The sequence below is a fragment of the Nocardia sp. NPDC057455 genome (genome assembly GCF_042802775.1).
Classification (GTDB): Bacteria; Actinomycetota; Actinomycetes; order Mycobacteriales; family Mycobacteriaceae; genus Nocardia.
Window position 1 is genome coordinate 1 of the sequence record NZ_JBHVDM010000036.1, and the last position, 25996, is coordinate 25996.

Genomic DNA, 25996 nt, shown 5'->3' on the forward strand with positions numbered 1-25996 from the left:
GCCCCGGACTCTCCCGAGTCCGGGGCGGTCGTGTCGGTGCGGCCGAATCGCTCAGCCGGTCGGTCCGGCCGCGCGGATCGCGGGAAGGATGACGTCGGCGACGCCACGCATGCCCAGCGGAGTGAGGTGGTAGGGCAGCAGTGTCTCGGTGGCGATGACGGGGTCGATCCAGCGGACACCGACGGGCGCGCACGCGTCACGGCCTACCGAGGCGGCGCGGGTGTCGACGTAGGTCGCGCCGTGCTCCGCGGCGACGCGGGCCACTACGGTGTTGAGGTGGTCGAAGGCCGCTTGGATGGGCGCGGCATCGGACGGTCGAAGGCCGACCAGCTCCGGACAACCGCCGTCGCGCACATAGGTCGGCCAGCCGTCGACGACGATCATCGCCTGCGGCGCCAGAGCCGAAATCTGTTGCAACGCCGTCGCATAGGGTGCCGCGATCGCATCGATGGCGGAGGCCCAGTCCGCACCGGCGCACCCTCCTACGCCGGAGAGACCGTAGACATGGCAGGCGACGATGTGCTCGGCCATCAACGCGTCGTTGGCGCCGATGTGCACCGTGACCAGCCTGGTGCCGGGGCCGAGCGCCTCGAACTGTGGTGGAATGCCCGGCTGCTGCGCGGCGGCGAGATCCGGGATGCGCGCGGAGTTGCAGGTGCGGTCGTCGAGCCGCAATCCGAGATCCCGCGCGATCAGCTTCGGTGTGTTCGCGGTCGAGCGGAGGCAGCGCGGTGGGGCGGTGACGTCGAAGTTCCGCACGCCCGTGGTGGCCGCCCCGGAATCGCCAAGCGCGACGTACTCGGCACCGCCGTCGATGGGGGCGGCCTCGGCGGGGGCGGTGGCGCCCAAAGCGATCGAGCAGGCGGTGACCGCGACGGCCCGTGCAAGATTCGTCATGTCGGATCCTGTCCGTCCGTTCGTCGGCGCGCTCACGGGACATGTACGTCTCTGTGCCGAACGGTACTCGGCAAGCCGGGCCCACGGGCGGAATCGGGTGGCAGACTTCCAGGTATGACGACATCTGGATGGGCCGACGTGGACCGCTATCTCGTGGAGACGCTGGTGGCGGATCCCGATTCCGACGCGGCGTTGGAGGCGAACAAGGCGGCCGGCCTGCCCCCGATCGACGTGTCACCGCCGCAGGGCAAATTCCTGCATCTGCTCGCCAGGACGGTCGGGGCGCGGCGTGTGCTGGAGATCGGCACGCTCGGCGGATACAGCACGATCTGGCTCGCTCGCGCGGTCGGACCCAAGGGCCGGGTTGTCACGCTGGAGTTCGCCGCCGAGCACGCCGAGGTGGCGCGGGCCAACCTGGAGCGGGCGGGTGTCGGCGACCGGGTGGAGATCCGGGTCGGCGCCGCACTGGACAGCTTGCCCGTGCTCGCGGAAGAGGACCCGGACCCGTTCGACCTGGTGTTCATCGACGCCGACAAAGTGAACAACTCGAATTACGTACTGTGGGCGCTGCGGCTGACCCGGCCGGGCTCGGTGATCATCGTCGACAACGTCGTGCGCGGCGGCGCGATCGCCGAGGAGCATTCCGAGGACCCGAACGCGCAGGCCGGTCGCGAGCTGGTCGAGCTGCTCACCGCCGAGCCGAGCCTGGACGCGACCGTGGTCCAGACCGTCGGCGGCAAGGGCTGGGACGGCTTCGCCTATGCCGTGGTGAACGGCGACAGCGCCGAGTGAATCCGCTCGGCTAGGGCTCCAGCACCACCTTGCCGGTCGTTGCGCGCGTTTCCAGCGCGCGGTGCGCCGCGGCCGCGTCGGCGAGCGCGAAGCGATGGACCGCGGGACGCAGCCGGCCGGCGGCCGCCTCGGCCATGGCGCGGTTCTCGAGGACGCGCAGATCGCCGCCGGCCCGCGCCGACATCGGCGGGCCGATCACCATCTCCGAGGTGATGCCGCGTTCGGCCAGTTCTCGGGCGGAAAGCCGCACCGGCCCTTCGGCGGCCGACTTGCCGGACCAGCCGTAGACCAGATGCTGTCCGCCCGGTGCGAGCAGATCGATGCCGGCGCGGGCGACGTCGCCGCCGACCGAGTCGAACAGCACATGCGCCCCGTGGTCGCCGACATGCGCGCGGACCCGCTCGGGCCAGTCCGGCGACAGGTAGTCCACCGCCAGGTCGGCGCCGTTGCGCCGCACCTGGTCGACTTTCGCGGGGCCACCGGCCAGGCCGATCACCATGGCCCCGGCGTTGTTCGCGTATTGCACGAGCAGGGTGCCGATGCCGCCCGCCGCGGCCGTCACCAGCACGATGCTGCCGGGCTTCAGTTCGGTGAATTGGAGGATTCCCATGGTGGTCCGTCCGGTGCCGATCATCGCCACCGCCTCCGCCGCGTCCAGGTTCGCCGGGATCTCGTGCAGCCGGGCGGCCTCCGTCACGGCCAGTTCGGCGTAACCGCCGGGCACCACGCCGAGATGGGCCACCGCCTGCGCGCCCAGCAGGCTCGCGGACACACCTGCGCCCACGCGGTCGATGGTGCCCGCGACTTCGCGGCCTGGGATGGTCGGCAGCTCCGGGGCGGGAAACGGCCCGGCCCGGCCCTCGCGCAGGGCCGTATCGATCAAATGCACACCGGCCGCCGCCACGGCGATGCGGACCTGGCCGGGGCCGGGGGCGGGATCGGGTACGGGTTCGTAGCGCAGATTCTCGGCCGGGCCGAAGGCATGGAGGCGAATGGCGTGCACGGTGGCTCCCTTGTCGTGCGGCGGTCACCGGCCAGCCTGCAACATCAAGTCAGGTCGAGGTCAACCGATCACGGCGCGCGGCTCTGGCCTCGAATCCGTCGCAGAGCGCGTCGAGGCCGTCGTAGAGCAGTTCCTCCTGCGTCAGGTCGCCCACACCGCTGCCGGCCAGATCGGTCAGGACGGGTGGGACCGGTTGCGGTGCCGTGCCGTTCAGCAGTGTCCGCAGCGCGTTGTCGCCGCCGGGATCCATGCCTTTGCGCGCCATCAATTCGGCGCTGATCTCCGGCAGCGTCGCACCGGAGATGTGATTCCACACGGAGAAGGACATGCCGGTCGCCTCGCGGGTGGACACGCCGAGTTCCCGGAAGCCGTCCACCAACCAGGCCAGGCAGGCCAGGCTCTGCGGCCCGAAACTGTAACGCGGAGTGGCGAAGGTGAGCAGCACCCACGGATGCCGACGGTACAGGGCCCAGTCGATCTCGGCGGCGATGCGCACCCGGTCGCGCCAGGTCCACCGCTGTCCTTCGGGAGAGGGGTAGGGGTTGCGCCGGGCCACTTCGTCGGTCATCAACGCGAGCAGTTCGTCTTTGTTCGCGACATGGCGATACAGCGACATGGCGCCGACGCCGAGCCGGTCGGCGATGCGTCGCATGGACAGCGCGTCCAAACCCTCCGCGTCGGCGAGTTCGATCGCGGTATCGACTATGGCGGCGCGGTGCAGCATGCGTACACTGTACCCGGACTCATGCGTACGACGTACGCGCCAGCGAGAGGATGTTCGGCGATGACAGACGTGCAGCCGGTGCGGACCGCGCCGTCGACGACCGGCTCGCACCGCGCCTGGCTGGGCCTCGCGGTCCTGCTGCTGCCGGTGCTGCTGGTGTCGATGGACATCTCGGTGCTGTTCCTCGCGCTGCCGACGCTGACCCTCGACCTGGATCCGTCGGCGGACCAGCAGCTGTGGATCCTGGACATCTACGGCTTCCTGATCGCGGGATTGCTCATCACCATGGGCAATCTCGGCGACCGGATCGGGCGGCGCAACATCTTGCTCGTGGGCGCCGCGGTCTTCGGCATCGCTTCGGTGATCGCCGCGTTCGCGCCCAGCGCGGGCGTGCTGATCGCGGCGCGGGCGCTGATGGGCATCGGCGGTGCGACGCTGCTGCCGTCCAGCCTGGCGCTGATCTCGAGCCTGTTCCCGGACGCGCGGGAGCGGGCCGCCGCGATCGGCGTCTGGACGGCGTTCTTCGCAGGCGGCTCTGCCGTGGGGCCGATCATCGGGGGCGTGCTGCTGCATCACTTCTGGTGGGGTTCGGTGTTCCTCATCAACATCCCGGTGCTATTGGTGCTGTTCGCGTTCGGTCCGTTCGTCCTGCCGGAACACCGGGCGGGCGTGCGGGGGCCACTGGACCTGCCGAGCGTCGCCTTGTCGATCGGCGGCATCCTGCCGGTGGTGTACGGCATCAAACACGCCGCGACCGAAGGCATCGACGCGCAGGCGATCGTCATCGCGCTGACCGGCGCGGTGATCCTGACCGTGTTCGTGCGTAGGCAGCGCCGGCTCGACGAACCGCTGCTCGATCTGCGATTGTTCGCCCGGCCCCAGTTCTCGGTGGCCATCGGGGCCAGTCTGACCGGCATGATGTCGCTGGCCGGGCTGAGCTACCTGACCAGCATCTACCTGCAGTCGGTGACCGGGCGCACGCCGCTGGCCGCGGCGCTGCTCGGCATCCCGATGGCGATCGCCGTTTTCGTCTGCTCGGTGGGCGGCGCCCCGGTCGGACATCGCTTCGGCGCTCGCACCACCTTCGTGTTCGCTCTGCTCGCCTCCGCGGTGGGTAACCTGATGCTGCTCGGTGTCGGCGCGCACGGCGGGCTCGGGTGGTATCTGGCCGGGTCCACGATCGCCGGAGTCGGCTACGGTCTGGCCTTCACATTGGTGTCCGAGGTGTCGGTGTCCTCGGTGCCCCCGGAGCGGGCCGGGTCGGCGGTAGGCATCTCGGAGACCAGTTTCGAACTCGGCAACGCGCTGGGGTTGGCGCTGCTCGGCTCGCTCGCGGCGCTGATCTTCCGGTCCGGGGGTGACTACGCGGCGACGCTCGGCGAGACCATCCAGCAGGCCGGTGGCGACGCGGCGCTGATCGAGGCGGCGCGCGGATCCTTCGTCGACGGCATGCACGTCGCGGTGGCCGTCGGCGCTACTGTGCTCACCGCGATGGCGCTGATCGCGCGGTTCGCCTCGCCCCGCCCGCGCTGAGCCGCGCGGCCGGGATCAGCGCCCGAACACCGCCGCCACGACCTCGGCCGCCCAGCGGTTCATCGGCCGGACGATCGTGCCGTGCACCCAGCGAACGGGGCGTACCACCAGCGCGTGCCAGACGACCGCGAAGGCGGCGAATACCGGGCGCAGCACGTAGCGGTAAACCGCCCGGCACGGAATCACTACGAGCACGCCCACGATGAGGGTGGCCACACGCCCCCCGTACCGGGCGGTCGCGCGCACCACGGCCCACAGTGGGCGGAGCACCCAACGCCACAATTGCGACAGAGGCCAGACGATCAGCCACTCGACGATGTGGTGGCACACCCAGGCGATGGCATAGACGATCGGGGACACGATCCAGCGCAGCAGCCAAGCCCCGGCGGGGCGGATCACTCTGCGCCACAAGAAAACTTCCACCGCATGCCGCAGCGGTCGCAACAGGTACTCCAGCAGGAGGGAGGCCAACGGCGTGAGCACCGATCCCCACAGCAGTTGTCGGAGTACCCAGCCCCACAAGAAGTCCTTCACGAAGATCCACGCGGGCCGCAGCATCCAGTGCCATATCAGTTCGGCCACCGGAACCAACAGATGGCGCGCGACGAACACGAGCACCGCTCCGGTGACGCGACCGAGCAGGAGAATGCCCTCCCACAACAGGCGGATCGGGACCAGCACCACGATCGCGATCCCACGCGCGATCCACTGCGCGATCGAGATCTGCGTGTCCGGCGTCGACACGATGTTCCCCCTCGGCTGCTGCGCCGGGGCGAAGTCCGGCGAAAGAGTCTCCGTGGAACCTACATTCGAGCACATCGCCGCTACGGGGCGCGTGAGTAGAAATGCTCGAGTCGCGCACCGGCGCGCCTCCATGGGATCGAACGCCGTTCGCGATATTGTCAAATGTCATATTTTCGCACGATCCTGAGTCCCCGATCGCGCTTCCAGGCCCGGCATCGAGGCGGTCCAGGCGTTTCTCCGCCGCTGAGAGGACAATGTCTCCGCAGCCGACCGCAACTCGTATGGGACATGTCGCCGCCGGCCGATCACGCGAACCCCGGGTGGGTGCGCTGATCGACGCCTACAGTCGGATTCGTGAACCGCGCCCGGGCCTCGAGCAACGGCCGGCCGATCGCCGAACGGGTGGCGACGCGGCTGCTGTATCCCACGTCGCGTCCGCGCGAGCAGGCGTTGCGCGCCGCGGTGGGCGGCAAGATCGCGCTGGTCACCGGTGCGTCGCACGGGATAGGCAAGGGCAGTGCGCGCAAGCTGGCCGCGGCGGGCGCGATCGTCCTGCTCGTGGCCCGCTCCGGTGACGAACTCGACCGGCTGGCCGCGGAGATCACCGCCGCGGGCGGTGTCGCGCACACCTACGCCACCGATCTGACGGACATGGACGCCGTCGAACGGCTCGGCCGCGCGCTCCTCGACGAGCACGGCCGCCTCGACGTGGTGATCAACAACGCGGGCAAGTCGATCCGCCGCCCGATCGCCGAGTCCTACGACCGTTTCCACGATTTCACCCGCACGATCGATGTGAACTACCTCGGCCCGGTGCGCCTGCTGCTCACGCTGCTGCCCGCCATGTGCGCTCGCGGCGGAGGCCATATCGTCAATGTGTCCACCTGGGGCGTGCGCATGCCGCCCGCGCCCCGCTGGGCTGCCTACGGCGCGTCGAAATCCGCCTTCGACGTCTGGTTGCGCAGTGTCGCGGCCGAGGTGGCCTGCGACGGCGTCACCACCACCTCGATCTACCTGCCGCTCGTGCACACCAGGATGAGCGCGCCCACCGACTTCAGTCGTGTCCCCGGGCTGACCGTGGACGAGGCCGCCGACTTGGTCTGCCACGCGGTGACCGCCAAGCCACGGGAGATCGCTCCGTGGTGGTCGGCCCCGGTGCAGGCATGGACCGACCTGACCCGCGGCCGTGCCCAGCGCTTCATGGAGCGCGCCTTCCACCGCTGACCCGCAACGACCGGGGTCTCCGGTCGGCGGGCCGGGACATAGGATCGACCGATGCGTGCATCCACTGCGACCGGTCCGGCTGCGTCCGGCCTGACGATGGTGCTCGCGCTCGCCGACTCGCGACTGCCGATCGGCGGCCACGTGCACTCCGGCGGCGTGGAAGAAGCCGTCGCGTCCGGCTCGGTCCGCGACGTCGCGACGGTGGAGCTGTATCTGCGCCGCCGGATCCGGACCTCGGGACTGGTGGCCGCGTCGCTTGCCGCGGCGGTGTGCGCGGGCGAACTGAATCCGGCGCGCGCCGAGGCGGAAGCCGACGCCCGCACGCCCGCACCAGCCGCACGTGCCGCGTCGCGCGCGCAGGGCCGCGGCCTGTCGCGCCTGGCCAAACAGTTGTGGCCCCGGCACGATTGGTCGCCGCTCGGCACCACACCGCATCTGTCCACGGTCTTCGGCATGGTCGGCGCGGCTGCCGCGGTGCCGTCCAGGGAGATCGCGGGCGTAGTCGTCTACACGACCCTGACCGGCGCGGCCACCGCTGCCCAGCGTTTGCTGGCCCTGGATCCCGCCGCGATCGCCGCGTGCACGATCCGGCTGGCCGACCTGTGTGACCGCGTCGCCTCCGAGGCCGTGACCGGTCTGGCCGCGATGTCCGATCCGCTGCAGGACGTGCTCGCCGAGCGCCACCGGCAGCGGGACATACCCCTGTTCGCGAGCTGAAGCCCCGGAAGAAGGAGACCGCGCCATGCCCCCGCATCTGATCGACGGTGAGCCGCACGACCACGGTCACGAGCGGCCGAAACGGACCCGCACGCCCGGAGAGGCACTGCGCATCGGCATCGGCGGCCCGGTCGGGTCGGGCAAGACCGCGCTGGTGGCCGCGCTGTGCAGGCAGTTGCGCGACGAGCTGTCGCTGGCGGTGCTGACCAACGACATCTACACCACCGAGGACGCCGATTTCCTGCGCAGGCACGCGGTCCTGCCGGACGAGCGGATCACCGCCGTGCAGACCGGCGGCTGCCCGCACACCGCCATTCGCGACGACATCACCGCCAACCTCGACGCCATCGATGACCTGGTGGCCGCCAACCCGCCGCTGGATCTGATCCTGGTCGAATCCGGCGGCGACAATCTGACCGCGACCTTCTCCTCCGGCCTGATCGACGTGCAGATCTTCGTGGTGGACGTGGCGGGCGGCGACAAAGTCCCGCGCAAGGGCGGTCCCGGCGTAACCTTCTCGGACCTGCTGGTGGTCAACAAGACCGATCTGGCGCCGCTGGTCGGCGCGGATCTCGGCGTGATGGAGCGGGACGCGGCGCGGGTGCGCGCCAACCGGCCGACCGTGCTCGTCTCGCTCACCGGGGACCCGGCGGCGACACCGGTGCTGGCCTGGGTGCGCGAGCAGCTGCGCGCGGTCGCCGAGCGGGACCGCGCGGGCGCGGGCGAATCCGCCGCCGCGCACTGAGTGCCGCTGTTGCGCACCGAATTACGAATACTCGCCCACCCGGCGGCCCTTCCGGAGATCCATGCTCGCGGCGGGTTGTCGGCCCGCCGCACGGGCCCGCGAACGGTCCATCTGATCGGCACCGCAGCTACGCCGCTGGGCGGCGACGAACTCGACATCGTGATCGTGGTCGCGCCCGGCGCCGAATTGACGGTGCGCTCGGTCGCGGCGACACTCGCACTACCGGGCCCCGCGACGCCCCTGTCGTCCGGCCGCTGGCACCTGGAGGTCGGCAGCGGGGGAGTGCTGGATTTCGATCCGGAGCCGATGATCGTCGCCGGTGGCGCGCGGCACCACACCGTCACCACGATCCGGCTGGCCTCCGGCGCCCGGCTGCGCATGCGCGAACGTGTCCAAGTCGGCCGCGCGGGCGAGGACGGCGGCGAGTGGCGCGGAGACCTGATCGCTGACGTGGACGACATGCCGCTACTACGCCATCGGCTGGCACTGGGCGCGGGCACACCGGCCGATGACGCGCTGTCCGCGCCTCGGGCTCTGGAGAGCGAACTGGTCTACCCGGACGAATGCGCCGCGACGACGACCGGCTTGACGCAGACCCGGCTGCCGCTGGCGGCGGGTGGCAGCTTGTTCACCCGCACCGGGACGCTGCTGAGCGCCTCCGGTGGGGAACACGCCGAAGCAAGTAGCTGATCGAGGGCGGATCGGCTGGAGATTCGCTCGGTCCGCGGGAAGCCGACATCCCTGGCGGGCTGTCGAAAGCGGGTCCAGTGCCGTGTGTGATTCGTTCCTTACAGGTGTAATCCGACGAGACATGGAGAAAGAAAGGGTGGGAGCTCGACAGCGTCGTCGGGTTCCCACCCTTCCGGCTCGCTCCTCGGACACGTCATCCGATCAGCCGTCGGCCGCGTCTGTCGCCTCCGGAGCCGGATCGGTGACCTCCGGAGCCGGGTCGCCCGACTGCGGCGCGCTGAGCGCCCGGGGAGGTGCGCTGAGCGCGTGCACCGCCCCGAGTCCCGCGCCGATGCCCGCGCCGATGGCGGACAGCGGGGCGGCCATCAGAGCCGCACCGTAGGCTGCCCCGATCGGGCCTGCGGCGAGGCCGATCGGCGCGAACGGCAGACCGATGGCCAGGGCGAGACCGCCGCCGACGGCTGCTCCGAACAGTGCGAACGGGCTGGCGAACACGAAGCCCGCCGCCGCGCCGATCGCGGCGGCGCCCACAGTCTGGCCCGCCACCCGATCGGACCTCGTGCGCTCCATTCCGACCGAGTCGAGGAAGGTCGCGATATTCGCCTCGGCCATCGCGGCGCCGTCGTTGATCTGGATCGCCTGCTCCCGGTAAAGCCATTCCGGCGCGTCGACCTGCACGTCACCGAAGCGCAACTTGCCGGAAGGCGGTGCGATCGGCGGTACCGGGGCGACCGGAACCGGTGCATGCAGCCCGACCAGCGGAGCCAGGTACTGGTGGTCCGGCAGGGGACGCGCCCACTGCAACGAACTCAATATGTCGTCCGGAATCCGCAGACCCTCATAGGGGCGCATGTTCGGCGCCTCGGCGCCGGGCCACTGGGCCTGCTCGGCGATTTCGGTCCTGGTCACCGGAACGGGCTGATCGGGCTCGGCATTCGCCGTACCGGCTCCCACCAGCGCGAGAACGAGAGGAACCGTCCCCGCGGCGACGATGGAGCCCAGCTTCGGCCGATACGGTGCGGGTTCTCGGTGCTTGCCTGTGCCCATAGATCACCTTTCCTCCGAAGGAGACGTCGACGCCTCACATTCGGATCTGTCGGCGACCTGGATTGGTCGAGCGCGCTACGACACCGGTCAGCCCGCTTTGGCGTCGGTATGCGCCTTGTCCACGGCGACCCGGCTGTTGGTGGCGGTACCGAGGGCGGCGGCCAGTTGTTCGGCGTCTTCGTCGTCGCCGTTGCTGATCGCCTCCAAGGCCAGCCGGGCGAACACCCACTGCTCGGTGGCCGCCATCTGCCCGCGACTGCGGCCGAGGAAGGTGACGAACCACTGGATGACGGTGATGATGCGGCTGCGGTAGCCGACCAGGTAGTACAGGTGCAGCGCCAGCCAGGCCAGCCACGCGATGAACCCGCCGAACTCGAGCTTGCCCACCTGGCAGACGGCGCTGAACCGCGAGATGGTGGCCATGCTGCCCTTGTTGAAGTACTTGAACGGCTTGCGCTCCTGAGGCGTCTGGCCCTTCAGCCCCGCCTTGATCTGCTTGGCGGCGTAGGTCGCGCCCTGGATGGCGCCCTGCGCCTGGCCGGGCACGTTCGGCACCGACATCAGATCGCCGACCACGAAGACGTTCGGGTGGCCTTTGACGGTCAGGTCCGGTTCGACCACGACCCGGCCCGCGCGGTCGACCTCCGTGCCCTCGGACTGGTCGGCGATCATCTTGCCCAACGGGCTGGCCTGCACACCCGCCGACCAGACCTTGCACGCCGACTCGATGCGGCGGATCGTGCCGTCGGAGTCCTTCACCGTGACGCCGAACGCGTCGACATCGATCACCATGGCGTTGAGCTGGATCTCGACGCCCATCTTCTCCAGTCGCCGTTCGGCTTTGCCGCCGAGCTTGGGCCCCATCGGCCCGAGCACCGCGCCTGCGCCCTCGATGAGCACGACCCGCGCGTCGCGAGGGTCGATGTTGTGGAAGGTGCCCTCCAGGGTGCGGTCGGACAGCTCGGCGATCTGCCCGGCCAGCTCGACGCCGGTCGGTCCCGCGCCGACGATGACGAAGGTCAGCAGCCGGTCGCGCTCCTCCTGCGTTGTCGCGAGCTCGGCTTGTTCGAAGGCGCCGAGGATCCGGCCGCGTAGCTCGAGCGCGTCATCGATCGTCTTCATGCCCGGCGCGTAGGTGGCGAATCGGTCGTTGCCGAAGTAGGACTGCTGGGCGCCGGTCGCGACGATCAAGCTGTCGAACGGGGTGACCGTGTCCTGGTCGAGCAGGCGCGAGGTGACCGTGTTGCCGGTCAGGTCGATATCGGTGACCTCGCCGAGCAGCACCTGCGCGTTCTCCTGCTTGCGCAGCACGAGCCGGGTGGCCGGCGCGATCTCGCCGACCGACAGGATGCCGGTGGCGACCTGGTAGAGCAGGGGCTGGAACAGGTGGGTCGAGGTCTTCGAGATCAGCGTGATGTCGACGTCGGCGCGCTTGAGGTGCTTGGTGCCGAACAGGCCGCCGAAGCCCGAGCCGATCACCACCACCCGGTGTCGGCCGTTCTCGACAGTCTGAGTGCTCATCGTCCTGCTCCTCGATGGACCTTGGGGGCGTCCCCGGCGGCGATTCCTGACAGCTAAACCGTAGCCGCCGCGCCGGGCAGCGTCACGGCGAGATCCCCGTTCCTGGCGTGTTGCGGTACGACATCTCATCGTCGCGGGGCCGGGGCGGGGAGGATCGTCGTGACCGATCCGGCTGAGCGGACGAGGCCGGGAGCCTACGATGGGCGTTGTCGCTCAAGGAGGATTGCCATGGTCGCCGGTGACCGTGCGGTCGGCCGAAAGCCCAGCGTGCAGGCCGAATCGGAGAACATCGCGCTGATCGAGGTGCCGCACGGCCATCTGATCGACCGGGCGCTGGGGTTGCTGCCGGAACGGCGCCAGGTGCTGGCCACCCCGCCGCGGGGCAGCGACACCCTGCCGGTGCGCGGCGATGCCGGACTGCCCTACCTGGGCCGGGCATTGCACTATATGCGCTGGGGTCCGGCCGAGATGATGGAGCGCTACCGCCGGTACGGACCCGTCGCGCTGAACACCTCGCTCGGCGTGGACCGTGTGCTGGTCGCGGGACCCGACGCGCTGGACGAAGTGCTCGGTCACCGCCGCCGCGACTTCGGGCAGGGCTGGGACTACTTCATCGGCCCGTTCTTCCGGCGAGGCCTGCTGCTGCTGGAATTCGACGAGCACAAATTCCACCGCAGGATCATGCAACAGGCGTTCACCAGGGACCGGCTGGAGGCGCACCTTGCCGCGCTGACCCCGGTGGTGCGGGCGAGCATCGCACGCTGGGTGCCGCACGAGCGCGACGCCGAACGCACGGTGCGGCTGTATCCGACGATCAAAGAGCTGACCCTCGACATCGCGGGCGAGAGTTTCATGGCCGCCGACGTCGGGCCGCAGCGCAGGCAGTTGATCGACGCGTTCGTCGACTGCACCCACGCGGGACTCTCCATCATCCGGCACTCGGTGCCGGGCGGCCACTGGCGGGCCGGGTTGCGCGGCAGGAGAGTGCTCGAGGACTACTTCACCGCGATGCTGCCGCAGAAGCGCCGCGCCGAATCGGCGGACTTCTTCTCGGGCTTGTGCCACGCCCGCAGCGAAGACGGCGGCGTTTTCGGTGACGCCGACGTGGTGAACCACATGATCTTCTTGATCATGGCGGCGCACGACACCACGACGACCACCGCCACCGCCGTGGCCTACTACTTGGGCAAGCACCCCGAGTGGCAACAGCGGGTGCGCGCCGAAGTGCTGGACATGGACGCGCGCCTCGGCGACGCGCCGCCCGCCATCGCGGACCTGGAGGCGCTGCGCGACCTGGATCTGGTGGTCCGGGAGAGCCTGCGGCTGATGCCGCCGGTACCCGGACTGTCGCGCCGCGCCGTACGCGACACCGAGATAGCGGGTCGCTACATTCCGGCGGGCACCCCGGTCGACCTCGCCTACCAGGTGAACCACCTGCTACCCGAATTGTGGACCCGGCCCGAGCGCTTCGATCCGGAGCGCTTCGGCGAACAGCGGCACGAGGACAAGTCGCACCGCCTGGCCTGGATGCCGTTCGGAGCGGGCGCGCACAAGTGCATCGGGATGCACTTCGGCACCTTCGAGGTGAAGACGGTGACCGCCGCCCTGGTGCGGGAATACGAGTGGCGAATTCCCGGCGACTACCGCATGCCCTGGGGATTCACCACGATCCCCTTCCCCAGGGACGGTGCGCCGATGACGTTGCGCAGGCGCGCGGCCGCTTGAACGACCGGCCGGTCAGCGGCCGGCGAGCAGGATCTCCGCGACCTTGGTGTCGGTCTCGGCGCCCTCGGTGTAGCCGCCCGCGTCACCCAGCGAGCTCATGATGGCCAGGGTGTAGCGCTCACCCGGTCCCGCGAAGCCGACCGAGTTGACCACCCAGCCGCCCTGTTCGGCCGACCAGCCGTTCTTCAGCCCGGGACGCATGCTCGCGCCCGCGCCCCACACACCCCAGTGCTGATTGGAGTCCACCGCGCGCATCCGGTCGACCAGATAGTTGCGGTCGTCGGGGTGCATGCGGTTGAGGATGTGGTCCATCAGCCGGTCGAGGTCGGCGGCGGTGCACTTCTGGAACGACCAGTCCGGGAACAGTGCGGTGTTGGTGGGCTGCGGCACCAGTGAACTCATCCCGTTGGCTCGGAACGCGTTGTTGAACGCCATCCGGTCGATCCCCGCGTACTTGGTCCACAGCAGGTCGGCGGCGCCGTCGTTCGAGGTGGCGAGCATTCCTTCCATCAGCCCGCGATCCTCGGGCGTCAGGTTGATGGCGCCGACGCGCGCCCGGTTGAGCAGGTCGGCGGCGATCGCGAGCTTGATGGTGGACGCGGTCCAGACCGCGTTCTCGGCGTTGGCGTTGGCGTAGACGCCGCCGGAAACACGGTCGCGCAGGACGTAGCCGGTGACACCGGGACGGCTGTTGAGGTAGGCGTCGGCTTTGGCGATGCGGCTGCTCACATCGCAGTCGAAGCCGGGCAGGCAGCCCTGCGTGTGCGCGAGCGGCGCCGCGCTCGCGATCGGGAGCCCAGCGGGCAGGCTCGGGGCGATGATCGCCGCGGCGGCGAGGACACAGGCGGAGGCGGCCACGCGGGGAACGGTTCGGGTGGCGGAGGACGGGTAACGCACGAGGGACCACGATCGCACATCGCGGGTCCGGACGCACGTCTTGAGCTGGGGTCCAGGGTGTGCTATTGCCCGGTTCGGGCGATTGCGCCCCAGTGTTTTTCGTTCATCACCGCTGGCCAGGGCGCGTCAGCGGAAGGCGGCGCGCAGTTCTTCGACAGTGCGGCCGTTGAGCCGGTAGCAGTGCTCGAACGCCTCGGTGTGCCGATCCCGGGGCCAGGAATGTAGGACGACGGTGCGACCGTAGTGGCGGGAGTTGACGAGCTCCCAGCGGTCACCGATCCGGCGGACCGTGAATCCGCCTCTCGGGACCAGGGGAATCACCATCGCATCCATGAACGCGAACCAGCCTTTCGGTGCAGCTCTCTCGTTCCGCCCCGGTGCAAACACTTACCTCCCCGGTGCAGCACTGTCGCATATCGCCGCGGCGGTCCCCGCGTGACACGGCGGAGTAATCCGTTCTCGTGTGGTCTATTTCACTGGCGTCCCGATGGGGCGGTGCAGTTGCGCGTCGGTCGCTGGGCGTATAAACGTGCACGAAGTCCGAGGCCAGCGCAGCCGGACACCATCGATCGAGAGGGCGCAGATGCCGCTGCACATCCACCGTGCCGAGCGCGCCGACGTCCTCGCCCGGGTGCTGGCCGGAGTGCTGGCGTCGCCGCTGGAGGATCCCTTCGCGACCGAGGTGGTCGCGGTGCCCGCGAAGGGAGTGGAGCGCTGGCTGACGCAGACGCTCGCGGGGGTGCTCGGCGCGGACGGTTCGGGCGACGGCGTGTGCGCGAACGTCGCCTTCCCCTCGCCCGCGGCGCTGGTCGCCGAAGCGCTGGCCGCGGCGAGCGAGGTCGCGCCCGCGGAGGATCCCTGGGCGCAGGAGCGGGCGGTGTGGACACTGCTGCGGGTGATCGACGCGTCGCTGTCGGAGCCGTGGTGCGCGGTCCTGGCCAGGCACCTCGGCGCGCGTGACATCGCGGGCGGTGAGCACCGGGCCGGCCGGCGCTATGCGACCGCGGCCCGCATCGCCGCGCTGTTCGACAGCTATGCCGCGCAGCGGCCCGCACTGATCACCGAGTGGGCGGCGGGCCTGGACACCGATGGGACGGGCGCCCCGATCCCCGATGATCTGCTCTGGCAGCCGATGCTGTGGCGCGAGCTGCGTGCCGAGATCGGGGTGGCGAGTCCGGCCGAGCGGCTCGCGGCCGCCTGCGCGCGGCTGCGCGCCCGGCCGGATCTGGTCGCGCTGCCGCCGCGGCTGTCGCTGTTCGGCGTGACCCGGTTGCCCAGCGACCAGCTCGCCGTGCTGACGGCGCTGGCCGCCGCCCGCGACGTCCACCTGTGGCTCGCGCACCCCAGCCCGGTGCTGTGGTCGGCTCTGCGCGAGCTGTCCACCGCCCGCACACGGGCCGAGGATCGCAGCGCCACGGTGGTCGCTCATCCGCTGCTGGCCGGACTGGCCCGCGACGTCCGGGAGTTGCAGCAGCGGCTGGCCGCGCCCGCCGCCACCGGCTCCGACACTTATCACCCGCTCGCCTCGGTTCGATCCGAAGGCGATGTCGCGGAGGACGATTCGCCCGCGACACTGCTGCGCGCGTTGCAGCGGGGCATCCGGGACGACCGGTGGCCGCCGGCGCCGGGGGAGATCGGCGCCGACGGCACCGTGCAGGTGCACGCGTGTCACGGCCCGGCTCGGCAGGTCGAGGTGCTGCGGGAATGCCTGCTCGGGCTGTTCGCGGCGGACGAGACATTGGAGCCGCGGGACGTGCTGATCATGTGCCCGGAGGTGGAGGCGTACGCGCCGCTGGTGCGCGCGGCGTTCGGGCAGCGCACCTCGGGTACGCCGGAGGCGCAGATCGATTCGGACCATCCGGCGCACCGGCTGCGGGTGCGCCTGGCCGACCGGGGACGAGGCGTGACCAATCCGCTGCTCGCGGTGATCGCAGCGCTACTCGAGCTGGCCGACGGGCGGGTGACGGTGACCCAGGTGCTCGACCTCGCGGCCGCCGAAACCGTCCGGCGCCGTTGCGGATTCGACGACGACGACATCGAGCGGCTGCGCGAGTGGGCGGCCGAATCCGGGGCGAGGTGGGGCATCGGGCAGCGGCAGCGGCAAGCGTTCGGCCTCGCCGATTTCGCGCAGAACACGCTCAACAGCGCGGTGGACCGGATCCTGCTCGGCGTCACCGCGGGCGAGACCTCGGACGACTGGCTGGATCTCGCACTGCCCTTGGACGACGTGGACAGCAACGACGTCGACCTGGCCGGGCGCTTCGCGGAGTTCATCGACCGGCTCGCGGTCTGCCTGCGCGACCTGCGCGGTCCCCGGCCTGCGCACGAATGGGCGGTGGTGCTCGGCCGGGCGCTGGATCTGCTGACCGACGTACCGGACGGGCAGGCATGGGTGCGCACCGAGGCCAGGCAGGAACTCGCCGCCGCCACCGACCACGCGGGCGAGGTGTCGTTGCGACTGGCCGACGTCGGTGTGCTGCTGCGTTCACGGCTGGCCGCCCGTCCCACCAGGGCCAACTTCCGCACCGGCGAGCTGACCGTCTGCACGATGGTGCCGATGCGGTCGGTGCCGCACCGGGTCGTGGTGCTGCTCGGGCTGGACGACGAGATGTTCCCGCGCGCGAGCGCCGTGGACGGTGACGACGTACTGGCCCGCGAACCCCTGCTCGGCGAACGGGATCCGCGCAGCGAGGACCGGCAGCTGCTGCTGGACGCGATCCTCGCGGCCCGGGACGCGCTGCTGGTGTTCCACACCGGTGCGGATCCGGTCAGCGGGGCGCACCGTCCGCCCGCCATTCCGGTCGCCGAGTTGCTGGACGCGCTGCGCGCTCATGTCGGCGCCGCGGCGATGCCTACGGTGGTGACGCGGCATCCGCTGCAGTCCTTCGATCGCCGCAATTTCCGCGCCGAGCAGCCGTTCAGCTTCGACACCGCGGCCTTGGCCGGCGCGTACGCGGCCGACGCGCCCGTGCGCCCACGGCCCGCATTCCTGCCCGCGCCGCTGCCCGCCGCCGACGCGGCGGATGTCGCGCTGGCCGATCTGATCTCGTTCGCGGAGCACCCGGTGCGCGCCTTCCTGTGGCAACGTCTCGGCCTGCGGGTTCCCGAGCACGACGAGGACATCGCCGACCGGCTGCCCATCGAACTCGACGGCTTGGCCAAGTGGGATCTGGGCGAACGCCTGCTCGCGGCCCGCCTGACCGGCGCGGACCCGGCCGGGCTGCGGGCGGCGGAGTGGCGGCGCGGCACATTGCCGCCCTTCGGATTCGGCGCCGCCGTGCTCGACGAGGTCGAGCACACCGTGGACCGGCTGGTGCGCGCCGCGCAGGGGGACTACGCGGGCCCGGCGCGCGCCGTGGACATCGCGGTCGACCTGGGCCACGGACGCCGGCTCACCGGCACCGTGCCCGAAGTGCGCGGCGACACCCTGGTTCGCACCACCTTCTCCCGCTTGGCTCCCAAACACCGGATCGGAGCGTGGGTTTCGCTGCTCGCGCTGACCGTCACAGAAGACAGGTCCTGGCGGGCCGTGAGCACCGGCCGCGGCCAGTTCGGCCGGCCGGCCTGGCGCTGTGAGCTCACCGCTCCCGATGTGCCGGTGGCCGGAGAGATCCTGCGTCAGCTCGTCGCGCTGCGCGACGCGGGCCTGACCGAACCGCTGCCGGTCGCGCCTGCCGCGTCCGCGGTCTACGCCGAACGCCGTCTCCGTGGCGCGAGCACCGAGGACGCGATCGCCGCGGCGGAGCGCGAATTCAACGGCGGTCCCAACGGTCCCGGTCCTTTCGGCGATCACACCGACCGTCACCTGCGCTACGTCTGGGGTCCGGCACCTCGGCTCGATGACCTCATGGCCGCGCCCGCCGCGGCGGGCGAGCCCGGGGAGAGCACCCGCTTCGGTGCGCTGGCCCGGCGGATGTGGGCCCCGCTGCTGGCCGCCGAAAGCCAGGGCCAGCCGTGACCGAGCACGAGGCGGCCCGGCGCCCCCGACGGCTCGGCGCCATCCGGTACGCAACGCCGGAATTCATGGACACGGGGCGTGTCGGTCGCCGGTGGACGGACGGACGCGCGGCAGAATGTCAGCTCGGACAATCGCTTCGGCACCGTGCGACGTGGCCGGTCACTGCGGCGAGCGTGACGCCCGCGGACCGCGTGAGCACCGGCCGCGCAGGAGGGAGGCACGCATGACCGTGCAGGAAACCTCCTTCGCCGCAAACGCTTTCGACGCCGACGCGTTCGAGCCGTACGGACCGCTGCCCACCGGGACGACCGTGCTGGAGGCCAGCGCGGGCACCGGCAAGACGCACGCCATCGTCGGTCTGGCGGTGCGCTACGTCGCCGAGGCCGGAGTCGATGTGTCCCAGTTGCTGCTGGTGACGTTCAGCCGTGCGGCGACCCAGGAGCTGCGGGAACGCACCCGCGACCGATTCGTCGCCGTCGCCGCCGGATTGGCCGATCCGGCGGCGGCCCGCGCGCACGCCGACGAACTGGTCCGCCATCTCGCGCAGGCCGGGGAAGACGAGGTCCGGTTGCGGCAGCGGCGGCTGCTGAGCGCCCTGTCGGATTTCGACGCGGGCACCATCGCCACCACGCACAGCTTCTGCCAGCGCATGCTCGACGAACTCGGGCTCGCGGGCGAGCACGATCCGGCCACCCGGCTGGTGGAGACCGTCGACGACCTCGTCGGTACCGTCGTCGACGATCTGTATCTGCACCGCTATGCCCGCGCCGAACCGCCGTTCTCGGTGAAGGAGGCCCGCACGCTCGCGCTGGCCGCGGTGCGGGACCGGCACGCCGCACTGGCGCCCGACGGCGCGGCCGGTGAGCGCGTGGCGTTCGCGCAGGCCGTGCGCGCGGAGACCGAGCGCCGCAAACGACTGGCCGGGCTGCGCGACTTCGACGACCTGCTGGTGCTGCTGCACGAGGTGCTCGCCGATCCGGAACACGGGCCGCGCGCGTGCCGCCGTATCCGCGCGCGCTACCGGGTCGCCTTGGTCGACGAGTTCCAGGACACCGACCCCCTGCAATGGGACATCCTGCGCAGGTCGTTCCACGGGCACACCACCCTGGTGCTGGTCGGCGATCCCAAGCAGGCGATCTACGCCTTCCGCGGCGCGGAGGTGCTCAGCTACCTGGACGCGGTCGCGCACGCCGGCGTTCGTCGCGAGCTCACCACGAACTGGCGCAGCGACGCGGGACTGCTCGCCGCGCTGGACCACCTGCACGGTGGTGCGGCGTTGGGGCACGAGGAGATCCGGGTGTATCCGGTCGCCCCGACCAGAGGGTGGTCGCGGCTGTCCGGACCCGCCGAGTTCACCACCCCGATGCGCGTGCGGTGCCTGCCGCGCACCGGCGCGGGACCGCTGAACAAGTCCGGCTTCCCTGCCGTCGGGCGGATGCGGGCCGAGGTCGCGGGCGATCTCGCCGCCGACATCGTCCGCCTGCTCGAATCCGGCGTGCTGCTGGACGCCAAAGCGGAAATCGTTGATGCCGAACGGGATTCGCCCGCGTCCGTGGACGTGGCGCGCAGGCCGATCGGGCCCGGCGACATCGCGGTGCTGGTGCGCACCCGCTCGCAGATCGACGTGGTGCGCGCCGCGCTGGACCGCGCCGGTGTCGCGTCCGTGCTCGCCGGCGGCGTCAGCGTGTTCGCGACCGACAGCGCCACCGACTGGCTGTGGGTGCTGCGGGCGCTGGAACAGCCGCATCGCGGCGACCGGGTGCGGCTGGCCGCGTGTACACCGTTGATCGGCGTGACAGCGGCCGAGATCGACAGCGGCGGAGCGGATCTGGTCGGCCGGGTCAGCGCCCAACTGCGCGAGGCGGCGCGGCTTTTCACCCGTGCGGGATTCGCGGCCGTCTTCGAGAAGATCGCCACCGAAGCGCGCCTGGCGCAGCGACTGCTGGCCGTGGAGAACGGGGAGCGGCAGCTCACCGACCTGCGGCACATCGCGCAACTGCTCGATCAGGTCGCGCTCACCGAGGGCCTGGGATTGACCGCCCTGACCCGGTGGCTGGCCGACCGGGTGCGCGATCCCGCCTCCGGCGCCGTCGCCGACCGCAGCCGCAGGCTCGACCGGGATGCCGCCGCCGTCCAGATCGCTACCGTGCACGCGAGCAAGGGCCTCGAATTCCCGGTCGTGTACCTGCCGTTCGCCTGGGACAGCGCGAAGAATCCCTACCCGGCGACGTTGCTGTTCCACGCCGACGACGGCACCCGCGTGCTGGACGTCGGCGGTCCGGACGCCCCGGGATACGCCGAGCGCAAGACGCGCAGCGAGGCCGAGGAGGCGGGCGAGGAACTGCGGCTGCTGTACGTCGCGCTGACCCGCGCCAAGTGCCAGATCGTCGCGTGGTGGGCGCCTGCGATCACCACCGCCGCTTCGCCGCTGCACCGGATGGTCTTCGGGCGCGCGGATCGGGATGCCGTCGTCGCCACCCGCGCCGCGGTGCCCGCGGATGCCGTTGCCGTGCAGTCTCTTTCGGCATGGGCGCAGGGCGCGGGTGCGGCGATCACGGTGACGGCGGTGGCCGGTACCGGCGACGTCGAGATCCGGCGGGCGCGCACCGCACCCGGGCAGGGCGCACTGGCCGCCGCGCGCTTCGACCGGGTGCTCGACCAGCAGTGGCGGCGCACGTCGTACTCGGCGTTGACCGCGTCCGCGCACGGGCCCGCGGCGGTGGAACCCGACAGTGAACCGGAGGATCCGCGCGGGCCGGGCGACGAGCCCGCGGGCACCTCCCTGCTCGGCGCGGAGCCGGAGCCGGCCGGTGCGGCGTCGCTGATGAACGCGCTGCCTTACGGCGCGGAGTTCGGCACGTTGGTGCATGAAATCTTGGAGCGGATCGACACCGGTCGTCCGGATCTGGGGGCCGAGGTGCACGACCGGTGCCGCGCGGCGGTGGGCGAGCTGATGGCCGAGATGGATCCGGACGTGCTGGCCACCGCCCTGCTGGCGGTGCTGCGCACCCCACTCGAGGGCGGCTGCCTGGCCGACATCGACCCCCGCGACCGCCTCAGCGAACTCGAGTTCGAATTGCCGCTGGCGGGCGGGGACCGCGTCGGCGCCACCACGGCGACACTGCGGCGTATCGCGGGCCTGCTGCGTGAACATCTCCCGGCGGACGACGACATGCTTCCGTACGCCGATCTGTTGGCGGCGCTGGAGGACATCCCGCTGCGCGGTTACCTCACCGGCAGCATCGATGCCGTGCTGCGCGTCGCGGGCGGCGCGGACCCGCGATTCGTCGTCGTCGACTACAAGACCAACCGGCTGGGCACCGGCGATCTCACCGTCGCGCACTACACCCGCGACCGCATGGCCGCCGAGATGCTGCGTTCCCACTATCCGCTGCAAGCGCTGCTGTATTCGGTGGCGTTGCACCGGTACCTGCGCTGGCGGTTGCCCGGCTACGACCCCGTCCGGCACCTCGGCGGGGTTCGATACCTGTTCGTGCGCGGCATGATCGGACCGGAGACCCCCACGGGGTGCGGCGTCTTCGACTGGCACCCACCCGCAGGTCTGGTCGCCGACCTCTCGGCGCTGCTGGCCGGGGAGGCGGGGCAGTGACCTCGATCCAGGTGGCGCAGCGGGGAACCGGGCTGCTGCGCGTGTTCAACGAGGCAGGTGTGCTGTCGGCGGCGGACGTGCACGTGGCGCTGCGGTTGGGCCGGTTGGGCCGGGAATCGTCGGAGCCGGTGCTGTTCGCCGCGGCGCTGGCCGTGCGCGCGGTGCGTTCCGGCTCGGTGTGCCTGGAATTGCACCGTATGCGAGAGATCGGCGTCGACGCCGACGAGACTTGGGACGCGGGCGTCGATCCGGCGACGCTGCCGTGGCCGGACATCCCGGCCGTGGTCGCCGCGCTGCGGGCGAGCCCGCTGGTGCGCGGGGGGCCCGCGGGTCCGTTGTGTCCGCTGCGATTGGTCGAATCCCAAGGGGCAGGCGATTCCGGCCCGCTGCTCTACCTCGACCGGTACTACCGGCAGGAGCAGACGGTCCGGCGGGTGCTCACCGAGCGCTCCGCGCATCATCCGGTCGTCGATCCATCCATCGTGCGACGCGAGCTGGACCGGTTGTTCGACGCACAGGCCGGTCCCGCGCCGGACCGCCAGCGGCTGGCCGCCGCGCTCGCCGCGACGCACTGGACCACCGTGGTCGCCGGGGGGCCGGGTACCGGCAAGACCCACACCATCGCGCGGATCATCGCCTTGCTGTCCGCGCACCGTGCGGCCGAGCCGAAGCTGCCCGCCCTGCGCATCGCGCTGGCCGCCCCGACCGGCAAAGCGGCGGCACGCCTGCAGGAAGCCGTGCGCGAGCAAGCCGTCTCGCTCGGACTGCCCGAACTCACCGCCGCCACCCTGCACCGGCTGCTCGGCTGGCAGCGTGGGCGCAGCACCCGCTTCAAGCACCACGAGTTCAACCGGCTGCCCTACGACGTGATCGTGGTCGACGAAACCTCGATGGTCTCCTTGACCATGATGAGCAGGCTGCTTGCCGCGCTGCGCCCGGACACCCGTCTGATCCTGGTGGGCGATCCGGACCAGCTCGCCTCGGTCGACGCGGGCGCGGTCCTGGCCGACCTGGTCGCCGGACCGGTCGCTGCCACCCCGAACCCCGTTCTCGACGACATCCTCGGACCGGAGACGACCGCCGATCACGCCGAGGCGTTGACCGCGCTGGAGCGCACCCGCCTGCGCGGCGGCATCGTCCGGCTGACCCGGGGCCGCAGGTTCGGCGGCCGAATCGCCGACCTGGCGCTCGCGGTGCGCGCGGGGGACGCGGACGCCGCGCTCGGGCTGCTGCGCGCGGGCGGTGACGAATTGTCGCTCGGCGCGCCCGACGAGCTGACCGCGGTGCGCGCCGACGTGGTGCGGGCCGCGAGCGCGGTCACCGCCGCCGCGCTCGACGGTGACGCGGCGGGCGCGTTGCGCGCGCTCGAATCGCATCGCATGCTGTGCGCGCACCGGCAGGGACCGTTCGGCGTCGAGCGCTGGGACCGGATGGCCGCGGAGTGGGCCGCCGCCGGGGGAGCGGGCCCCGACGCCCACCAGGCGCCGTGGTATCCCGGACAACCGCTGCTGGTCACCGCGAACGATCACGAGGCGCGGATCTACAACGGCGACACCGGCGTCGTCGTGCGCATGCCGGACGGATCGCTGCGCGCGGCGCTGCAACGCGGCAGCGAGCCGTATCTGGTGCATCCGACGCAATTCCCGGCGGTGGTCACCGTGTTCGCCATGACTATCCACCGCAGTCAGGGCAGCCAGTACGACACCGTGTCCGTCGTCCTGCCCGAGCCGGAATCCACCTTGCTGACCAGGGAATTGCTGTACACCGCGATCACCAGGGCACGCCGCCACGTCCGGATCATCGGCACCGACGAGTCCATCCGCGCGGGTATCGCACGGCGGGTGCTGCGCGCAAGCGGGCTGTCCCGGCGGGAAGGAGAATCGGGGGCCCGATGACGGAATCTCACGTTCACGGCGCCCGCGGCGTCTACCCGGTGTGAGCCTGCCCCCGTTCGAGGAAATAGTGGCCGAGTACGGCCCGATGGTGTTGCGCGTCTGCCGAGCGGTGCTCGGTCCGTCCGACGCGGCCGACGCCTGGTCGGAAACGTTTCTCTCGGCGCTGCGCGCGTTTCCCGGCCTCTCCTCGGAGACGAACATCGAGGCATGGCTGGTGACCATCGCGCACCGCCGCGCGATCGACGTCGGACGGGCGATCACGCGTGCGCCCGTCCCGGCCGAGTCGTTACCGGAACGTCCCGCCACCGCCCCGGGACCCGCCGACTACGACCCCGACCTCTGGGCCGCCCTGCGCGCGCTGCCGACCAAGCAGCGCCAAGCGGTCGCCTACCACTATCTGGCCGGGCTTCCGCACGCGGAGATCGCCGAATTGCTCGGCAACTCGCCCGACGCCGCCCGCCGCGCCGCCGCGGACGGCCTGAAGACCCTGCGCAAGCTCTACCCGAAGGATGAAGCATGATGGCCACCCTCGACCGCGGTGACGGATTGTCGCGCGCACTGACCCCCGACGCCGACCTGCTCGCCACCCTGCACGCGCGACTGACCGCCGACGCCGAAGCGGCGGGCCTGCTCGATGTCGCCTACCGCCTGCTGGACACCCCCGTCGGGACATTGCTGCTGGCCGCGACACCCGCCGGACTGGTGCGCGTCGCCTACCCCACCGAAGACCACGACGCGGTGCTCGCCACGCTGGCCGCGCGGATCAGCCCCCGGATACTCGCCGCGCCCGCCCGGCTGGACGTGGCGGCGCGGCAGATCGAGGAGTACTTCGCGGGCAGTCGAACGCATTTCGACCTGCCGCTGGATCTGCGGCTGGCCTCGGGATTCCGCCGTCAGGTGATCGAGCACCTGCCCGCCATCGGCTACGGGCAGCGCGCGAGCTACGGCGCGGTGGCCGCCGCGGTCGGCAACCCACGTGCGGTGCGCGCGGTCGGCTCCGCCTGCGCGCGCAATCCGCTGCCGGTGGTGATCCCGTGCCACCGGGTGGTGCGCGGTGACGGATCCATCGGACAGTACGTCGGCGGCGTCACCGCGAAGCACGCGCTGCTGAGGATGGAAGCAGCATGAGCACGCGCGGCAGCGGCACGGCGCGGGACGGTCACCATCACGCGGACCCGGCCGCACCGCCCTCGGAGCGAGCGGAAACCGGCGCTTCCCCGACGGATCGCGTCGATGCCCAGGCGTGGCAAGCGTTGCTCGAGGAAGTCGATGCTCACGGCTGCGCGGCGACCGGACCGATCCTCACTCCGGACGAGTGCGCCGAGTTCACCGCCATGTGGGACGACCTCACCCGCTTCCGCTCCACCGTCGACATGGCGCGCTACCGATTCGGCGAAGGCACCTACCGGTACTTCGCGAACCCGGTGCCGGAGCCGATCACGGCCCTGCGGGCGGCTTTTTATCGAAGATTGCTGCCGCTGGCGCGCTCCTGGGCCGAGCGGTTCGGCGACCCGGCCCCTTGGCCGGACGACTTCGCGGACTGGCTCGACATCTGCCACGCCGCCGGCCAGATCGAGCCGACACCGATCCTCCTGCGCTACAGCGCCGGTGACTGGAACGCCTTGCACCGTGACCTCTACGGCGAGGCGGTCTTCCCGATGCAAGTCGTGATCGGCTTGAATCGGCCCGGGATCGATTACAGCGGAGGGGAATTCGTGCTCGTGGAACAGCGGCCGCGCGCGCAGTCGAAAGCAACCGTCTCCATGCTGGAACATGGGCACGCGCTGATCTTCACCACGCGTGATCGGCCGGCGCGATCCAGCCGAGGGTGGTCCCGCGCCCCGATCCGCCACGGCGTCAGCCGCGTGCGCGGCGGCCTACGGCACACGTTGGGCCTCGTGCTGCACGACGCGCAGTAGCCGCCGGTGTACACGTTGCTCGGCGGTGACGGCCGGCCGTATCGCAGTGCGGTGCCGGGCCGCTACGGGGGTCATCGCCGCAGCCGGATCTACGGCCGCCTCGACTGCCGCTGCGCCCTGCGCGCCCTCGGCCGCGGGGGCTACCGGCGGCACCGCGTCTTCTTCGCCACCGAGCGCGACGCTCTGGTCGCGGGTTATCGCCCCTGCGCCGTGTGCCTACCCGAGCGATACGCCGCGTGGAAAGCCCGGCGTCCGTAGCGATAAAGCAGCGGCGCAGGATGGAGTCGTTCCTGATCGAGGTGCCTGTCATCGAGACCCGGTTCGGTGACCGCTGTGATCCCGGGGTGCATCGGTG

22 protein-coding genes are annotated in these 25996 nt (G+C 71.1%); 14 read left to right on the plus strand and 8 right to left on the minus strand.

The window, feature by feature from the left end:
• Positions 1–51 precede the first annotated feature (51 nt).
• Positions 52–897 carry an SGNH/GDSL hydrolase family protein gene (locus tag ACFU5M_RS16730; RefSeq protein WP_379049660.1) on the minus strand — a complete coding sequence of 282 codons (846 nt, stop codon included), beginning with the start codon at positions 895–897 and terminating at the stop codon, positions 52–54.
• 114 nt (positions 898–1011) lie between these two features.
• Between ACFU5M_RS16730 and ACFU5M_RS16735 the strand changes: the two genes are divergently transcribed.
• Positions 1012–1689 (plus strand): O-methyltransferase, encoded by a 678-nt coding sequence (locus tag ACFU5M_RS16735; RefSeq protein WP_379049663.1) that lies wholly within the window; start codon positions 1012–1014, stop codon positions 1687–1689.
• Positions 1690–1699: 10 nt separating this feature from the next.
• On the opposite strand, the gene ACFU5M_RS16740 is transcribed toward ACFU5M_RS16735, so the two are convergent.
• The gene (locus ACFU5M_RS16740; protein ID WP_379049666.1) at positions 1700–2692 is read right to left on the minus strand and encodes a zinc-binding dehydrogenase; all 993 of its coding nucleotides are present in this window, start codon (positions 2690–2692) and stop codon (positions 1700–1702) included.
• Between the two features lie 49 nt (positions 2693–2741).
• Complete coding sequence (locus tag ACFU5M_RS16745) at positions 2742–3416, minus strand: TetR/AcrR family transcriptional regulator (protein WP_379049669.1); 675 nt, start codon at positions 3414–3416, stop codon at positions 2742–2744.
• A 60-nt stretch (positions 3417–3476) separates the two neighbouring features.
• Between ACFU5M_RS16745 and ACFU5M_RS16750 the strand changes: the two genes are divergently transcribed.
• Positions 3477–4949 (plus strand): MFS transporter, encoded by a 1473-nt coding sequence (locus ACFU5M_RS16750; protein WP_379049671.1) that lies wholly within the window; start codon positions 3477–3479, stop codon positions 4947–4949.
• A 15-nt stretch (positions 4950–4964) separates the two neighbouring features.
• Here ACFU5M_RS16750 and ACFU5M_RS16755 read toward each other — a convergent pair whose 3' ends face one another.
• Positions 4965–5693 (minus strand): hypothetical protein, encoded by a 729-nt coding sequence (locus ACFU5M_RS16755; RefSeq protein ID WP_379049674.1) that lies wholly within the window; start codon positions 5691–5693, stop codon positions 4965–4967.
• Positions 5694–6047: 354 nt separating this feature from the next.
• Here ACFU5M_RS16755 and ACFU5M_RS16760 point away from each other — a divergent pair, with 354 nt between their 5' ends.
• The 4 genes from ACFU5M_RS16760 to ACFU5M_RS16775 are packed head-to-tail and all read left to right on the plus strand — an operon-like array spanning position 6048 to position 9069.
• On the plus strand, positions 6048–6917 hold the full coding sequence (locus ACFU5M_RS16760) for an SDR family NAD(P)-dependent oxidoreductase (RefSeq protein ID WP_379049677.1): 870 nt from the start codon (positions 6048–6050) through the stop codon (positions 6915–6917).
• A 51-nt stretch (positions 6918–6968) separates the two neighbouring features.
• A complete protein-coding gene (locus tag ACFU5M_RS16765; protein WP_379049680.1) occupies positions 6969–7634 on the plus strand; it encodes an urease accessory protein UreF in 666 nt (221 codons plus the stop codon).
• Between the two features lie 25 nt (positions 7635–7659).
• Positions 7660–8379: an urease accessory protein UreG gene (gene ureG / locus ACFU5M_RS16770; RefSeq protein ID WP_379049683.1), complete on the plus strand. Its 720-nt coding sequence runs from the start codon at positions 7660–7662 to the stop codon at positions 8377–8379.
• Between the two features lie 9 nt (positions 8380–8388).
• Positions 8389–9069, plus strand: a complete 681-nt coding sequence (locus ACFU5M_RS16775; RefSeq protein WP_379049686.1) for an urease accessory protein UreD — start codon at positions 8389–8391, stop codon at positions 9067–9069.
• A 201-nt stretch (positions 9070–9270) separates the two neighbouring features.
• On the opposite strand, the gene ACFU5M_RS16780 is transcribed toward ACFU5M_RS16775, so the two are convergent.
• Together ACFU5M_RS16780 and ACFU5M_RS16785 are read right to left on the minus strand one after the other, a co-directional pair.
• A complete protein-coding gene (locus tag ACFU5M_RS16780; RefSeq protein WP_379049689.1) occupies positions 9271–10116 on the minus strand; it encodes a hypothetical protein in 846 nt (281 codons plus the stop codon).
• 87 nt (positions 10117–10203) lie between these two features.
• On the minus strand, positions 10204–11637 hold the full coding sequence (locus tag ACFU5M_RS16785) for an NAD(P)/FAD-dependent oxidoreductase (RefSeq protein ID WP_379049692.1): 1434 nt from the start codon (positions 11635–11637) through the stop codon (positions 10204–10206).
• A gap of 228 nt (positions 11638–11865) precedes the next feature.
• Here ACFU5M_RS16785 and ACFU5M_RS16790 point away from each other — a divergent pair, with 228 nt between their 5' ends.
• Positions 11866–13362: a cytochrome P450 gene (locus ACFU5M_RS16790; protein WP_379049695.1), complete on the plus strand. Its 1497-nt coding sequence runs from the start codon at positions 11866–11868 to the stop codon at positions 13360–13362.
• A 12-nt stretch (positions 13363–13374) separates the two neighbouring features.
• On the opposite strand, the gene ACFU5M_RS16795 is transcribed toward ACFU5M_RS16790, so the two are convergent.
• Positions 13375–14220, minus strand: a complete 846-nt coding sequence (locus ACFU5M_RS16795) for a tat pathway signal sequence (RefSeq protein WP_379049698.1) — start codon at positions 14218–14220, stop codon at positions 13375–13377.
• A 165-nt stretch (positions 14221–14385) separates the two neighbouring features.
• Positions 14386–14583, minus strand: a complete 198-nt coding sequence (locus ACFU5M_RS16800) for a hypothetical protein (protein ID WP_245660045.1) — start codon at positions 14581–14583, stop codon at positions 14386–14388.
• Positions 14584–14842: 259 nt separating this feature from the next.
• Between ACFU5M_RS16800 and recC the strand changes: the two genes are divergently transcribed.
• The 7 genes from recC (at position 14843) to ACFU5M_RS16835 (ending at position 25899) form a co-directional block, all read left to right on the plus strand.
• Positions 14843–18217, plus strand: coding sequence for an exodeoxyribonuclease V subunit gamma (gene recC, locus ACFU5M_RS16805; protein ID WP_379049701.1), 3375 nt, complete (start codon positions 14843–14845; stop codon positions 18215–18217).
• Between the two features lie 223 nt (positions 18218–18440).
• Positions 18441–21827, plus strand: coding sequence for a UvrD-helicase domain-containing protein (locus ACFU5M_RS16810; RefSeq protein ID WP_379049704.1), 3387 nt, complete (start codon positions 18441–18443; stop codon positions 21825–21827).
• Positions 21824–23722 carry an exodeoxyribonuclease V subunit alpha gene (gene recD, locus ACFU5M_RS16815; protein ID WP_379049707.1) on the plus strand — a complete coding sequence of 633 codons (1899 nt, stop codon included), beginning with the start codon at positions 21824–21826 and terminating at the stop codon, positions 23720–23722. Before ACFU5M_RS16810 ends, recD begins: the two co-directional genes overlap by 4 nt.
• 46 nt (positions 23723–23768) lie before the next feature.
• Positions 23769–24242: an RNA polymerase sigma factor gene (locus ACFU5M_RS16820; protein WP_379049782.1), complete on the plus strand. Its 474-nt coding sequence runs from the start codon at positions 23769–23771 to the stop codon at positions 24240–24242.
• Positions 24242–24850 (plus strand): methylated-DNA--[protein]-cysteine S-methyltransferase, encoded by a 609-nt coding sequence (locus tag ACFU5M_RS16825; protein WP_379049784.1) that lies wholly within the window; start codon positions 24242–24244, stop codon positions 24848–24850. The genes ACFU5M_RS16820 and ACFU5M_RS16825 overlap by 1 nt, the downstream gene beginning before the upstream one ends.
• The gene (locus ACFU5M_RS16830; RefSeq protein WP_379049710.1) at positions 24847–25641 is read left to right on the plus strand and encodes a 2OG-Fe(II) oxygenase; all 795 of its coding nucleotides are present in this window, start codon (positions 24847–24849) and stop codon (positions 25639–25641) included. The genes ACFU5M_RS16825 and ACFU5M_RS16830 overlap by 4 nt, the downstream gene beginning before the upstream one ends.
• 6 nt (positions 25642–25647) lie before the next feature.
• Positions 25648–25899: an Ada metal-binding domain-containing protein gene (locus tag ACFU5M_RS16835; RefSeq protein WP_379049713.1), complete on the plus strand. Its 252-nt coding sequence runs from the start codon at positions 25648–25650 to the stop codon at positions 25897–25899.
• Positions 25900–25996: the final 97 nt, after the last annotated feature.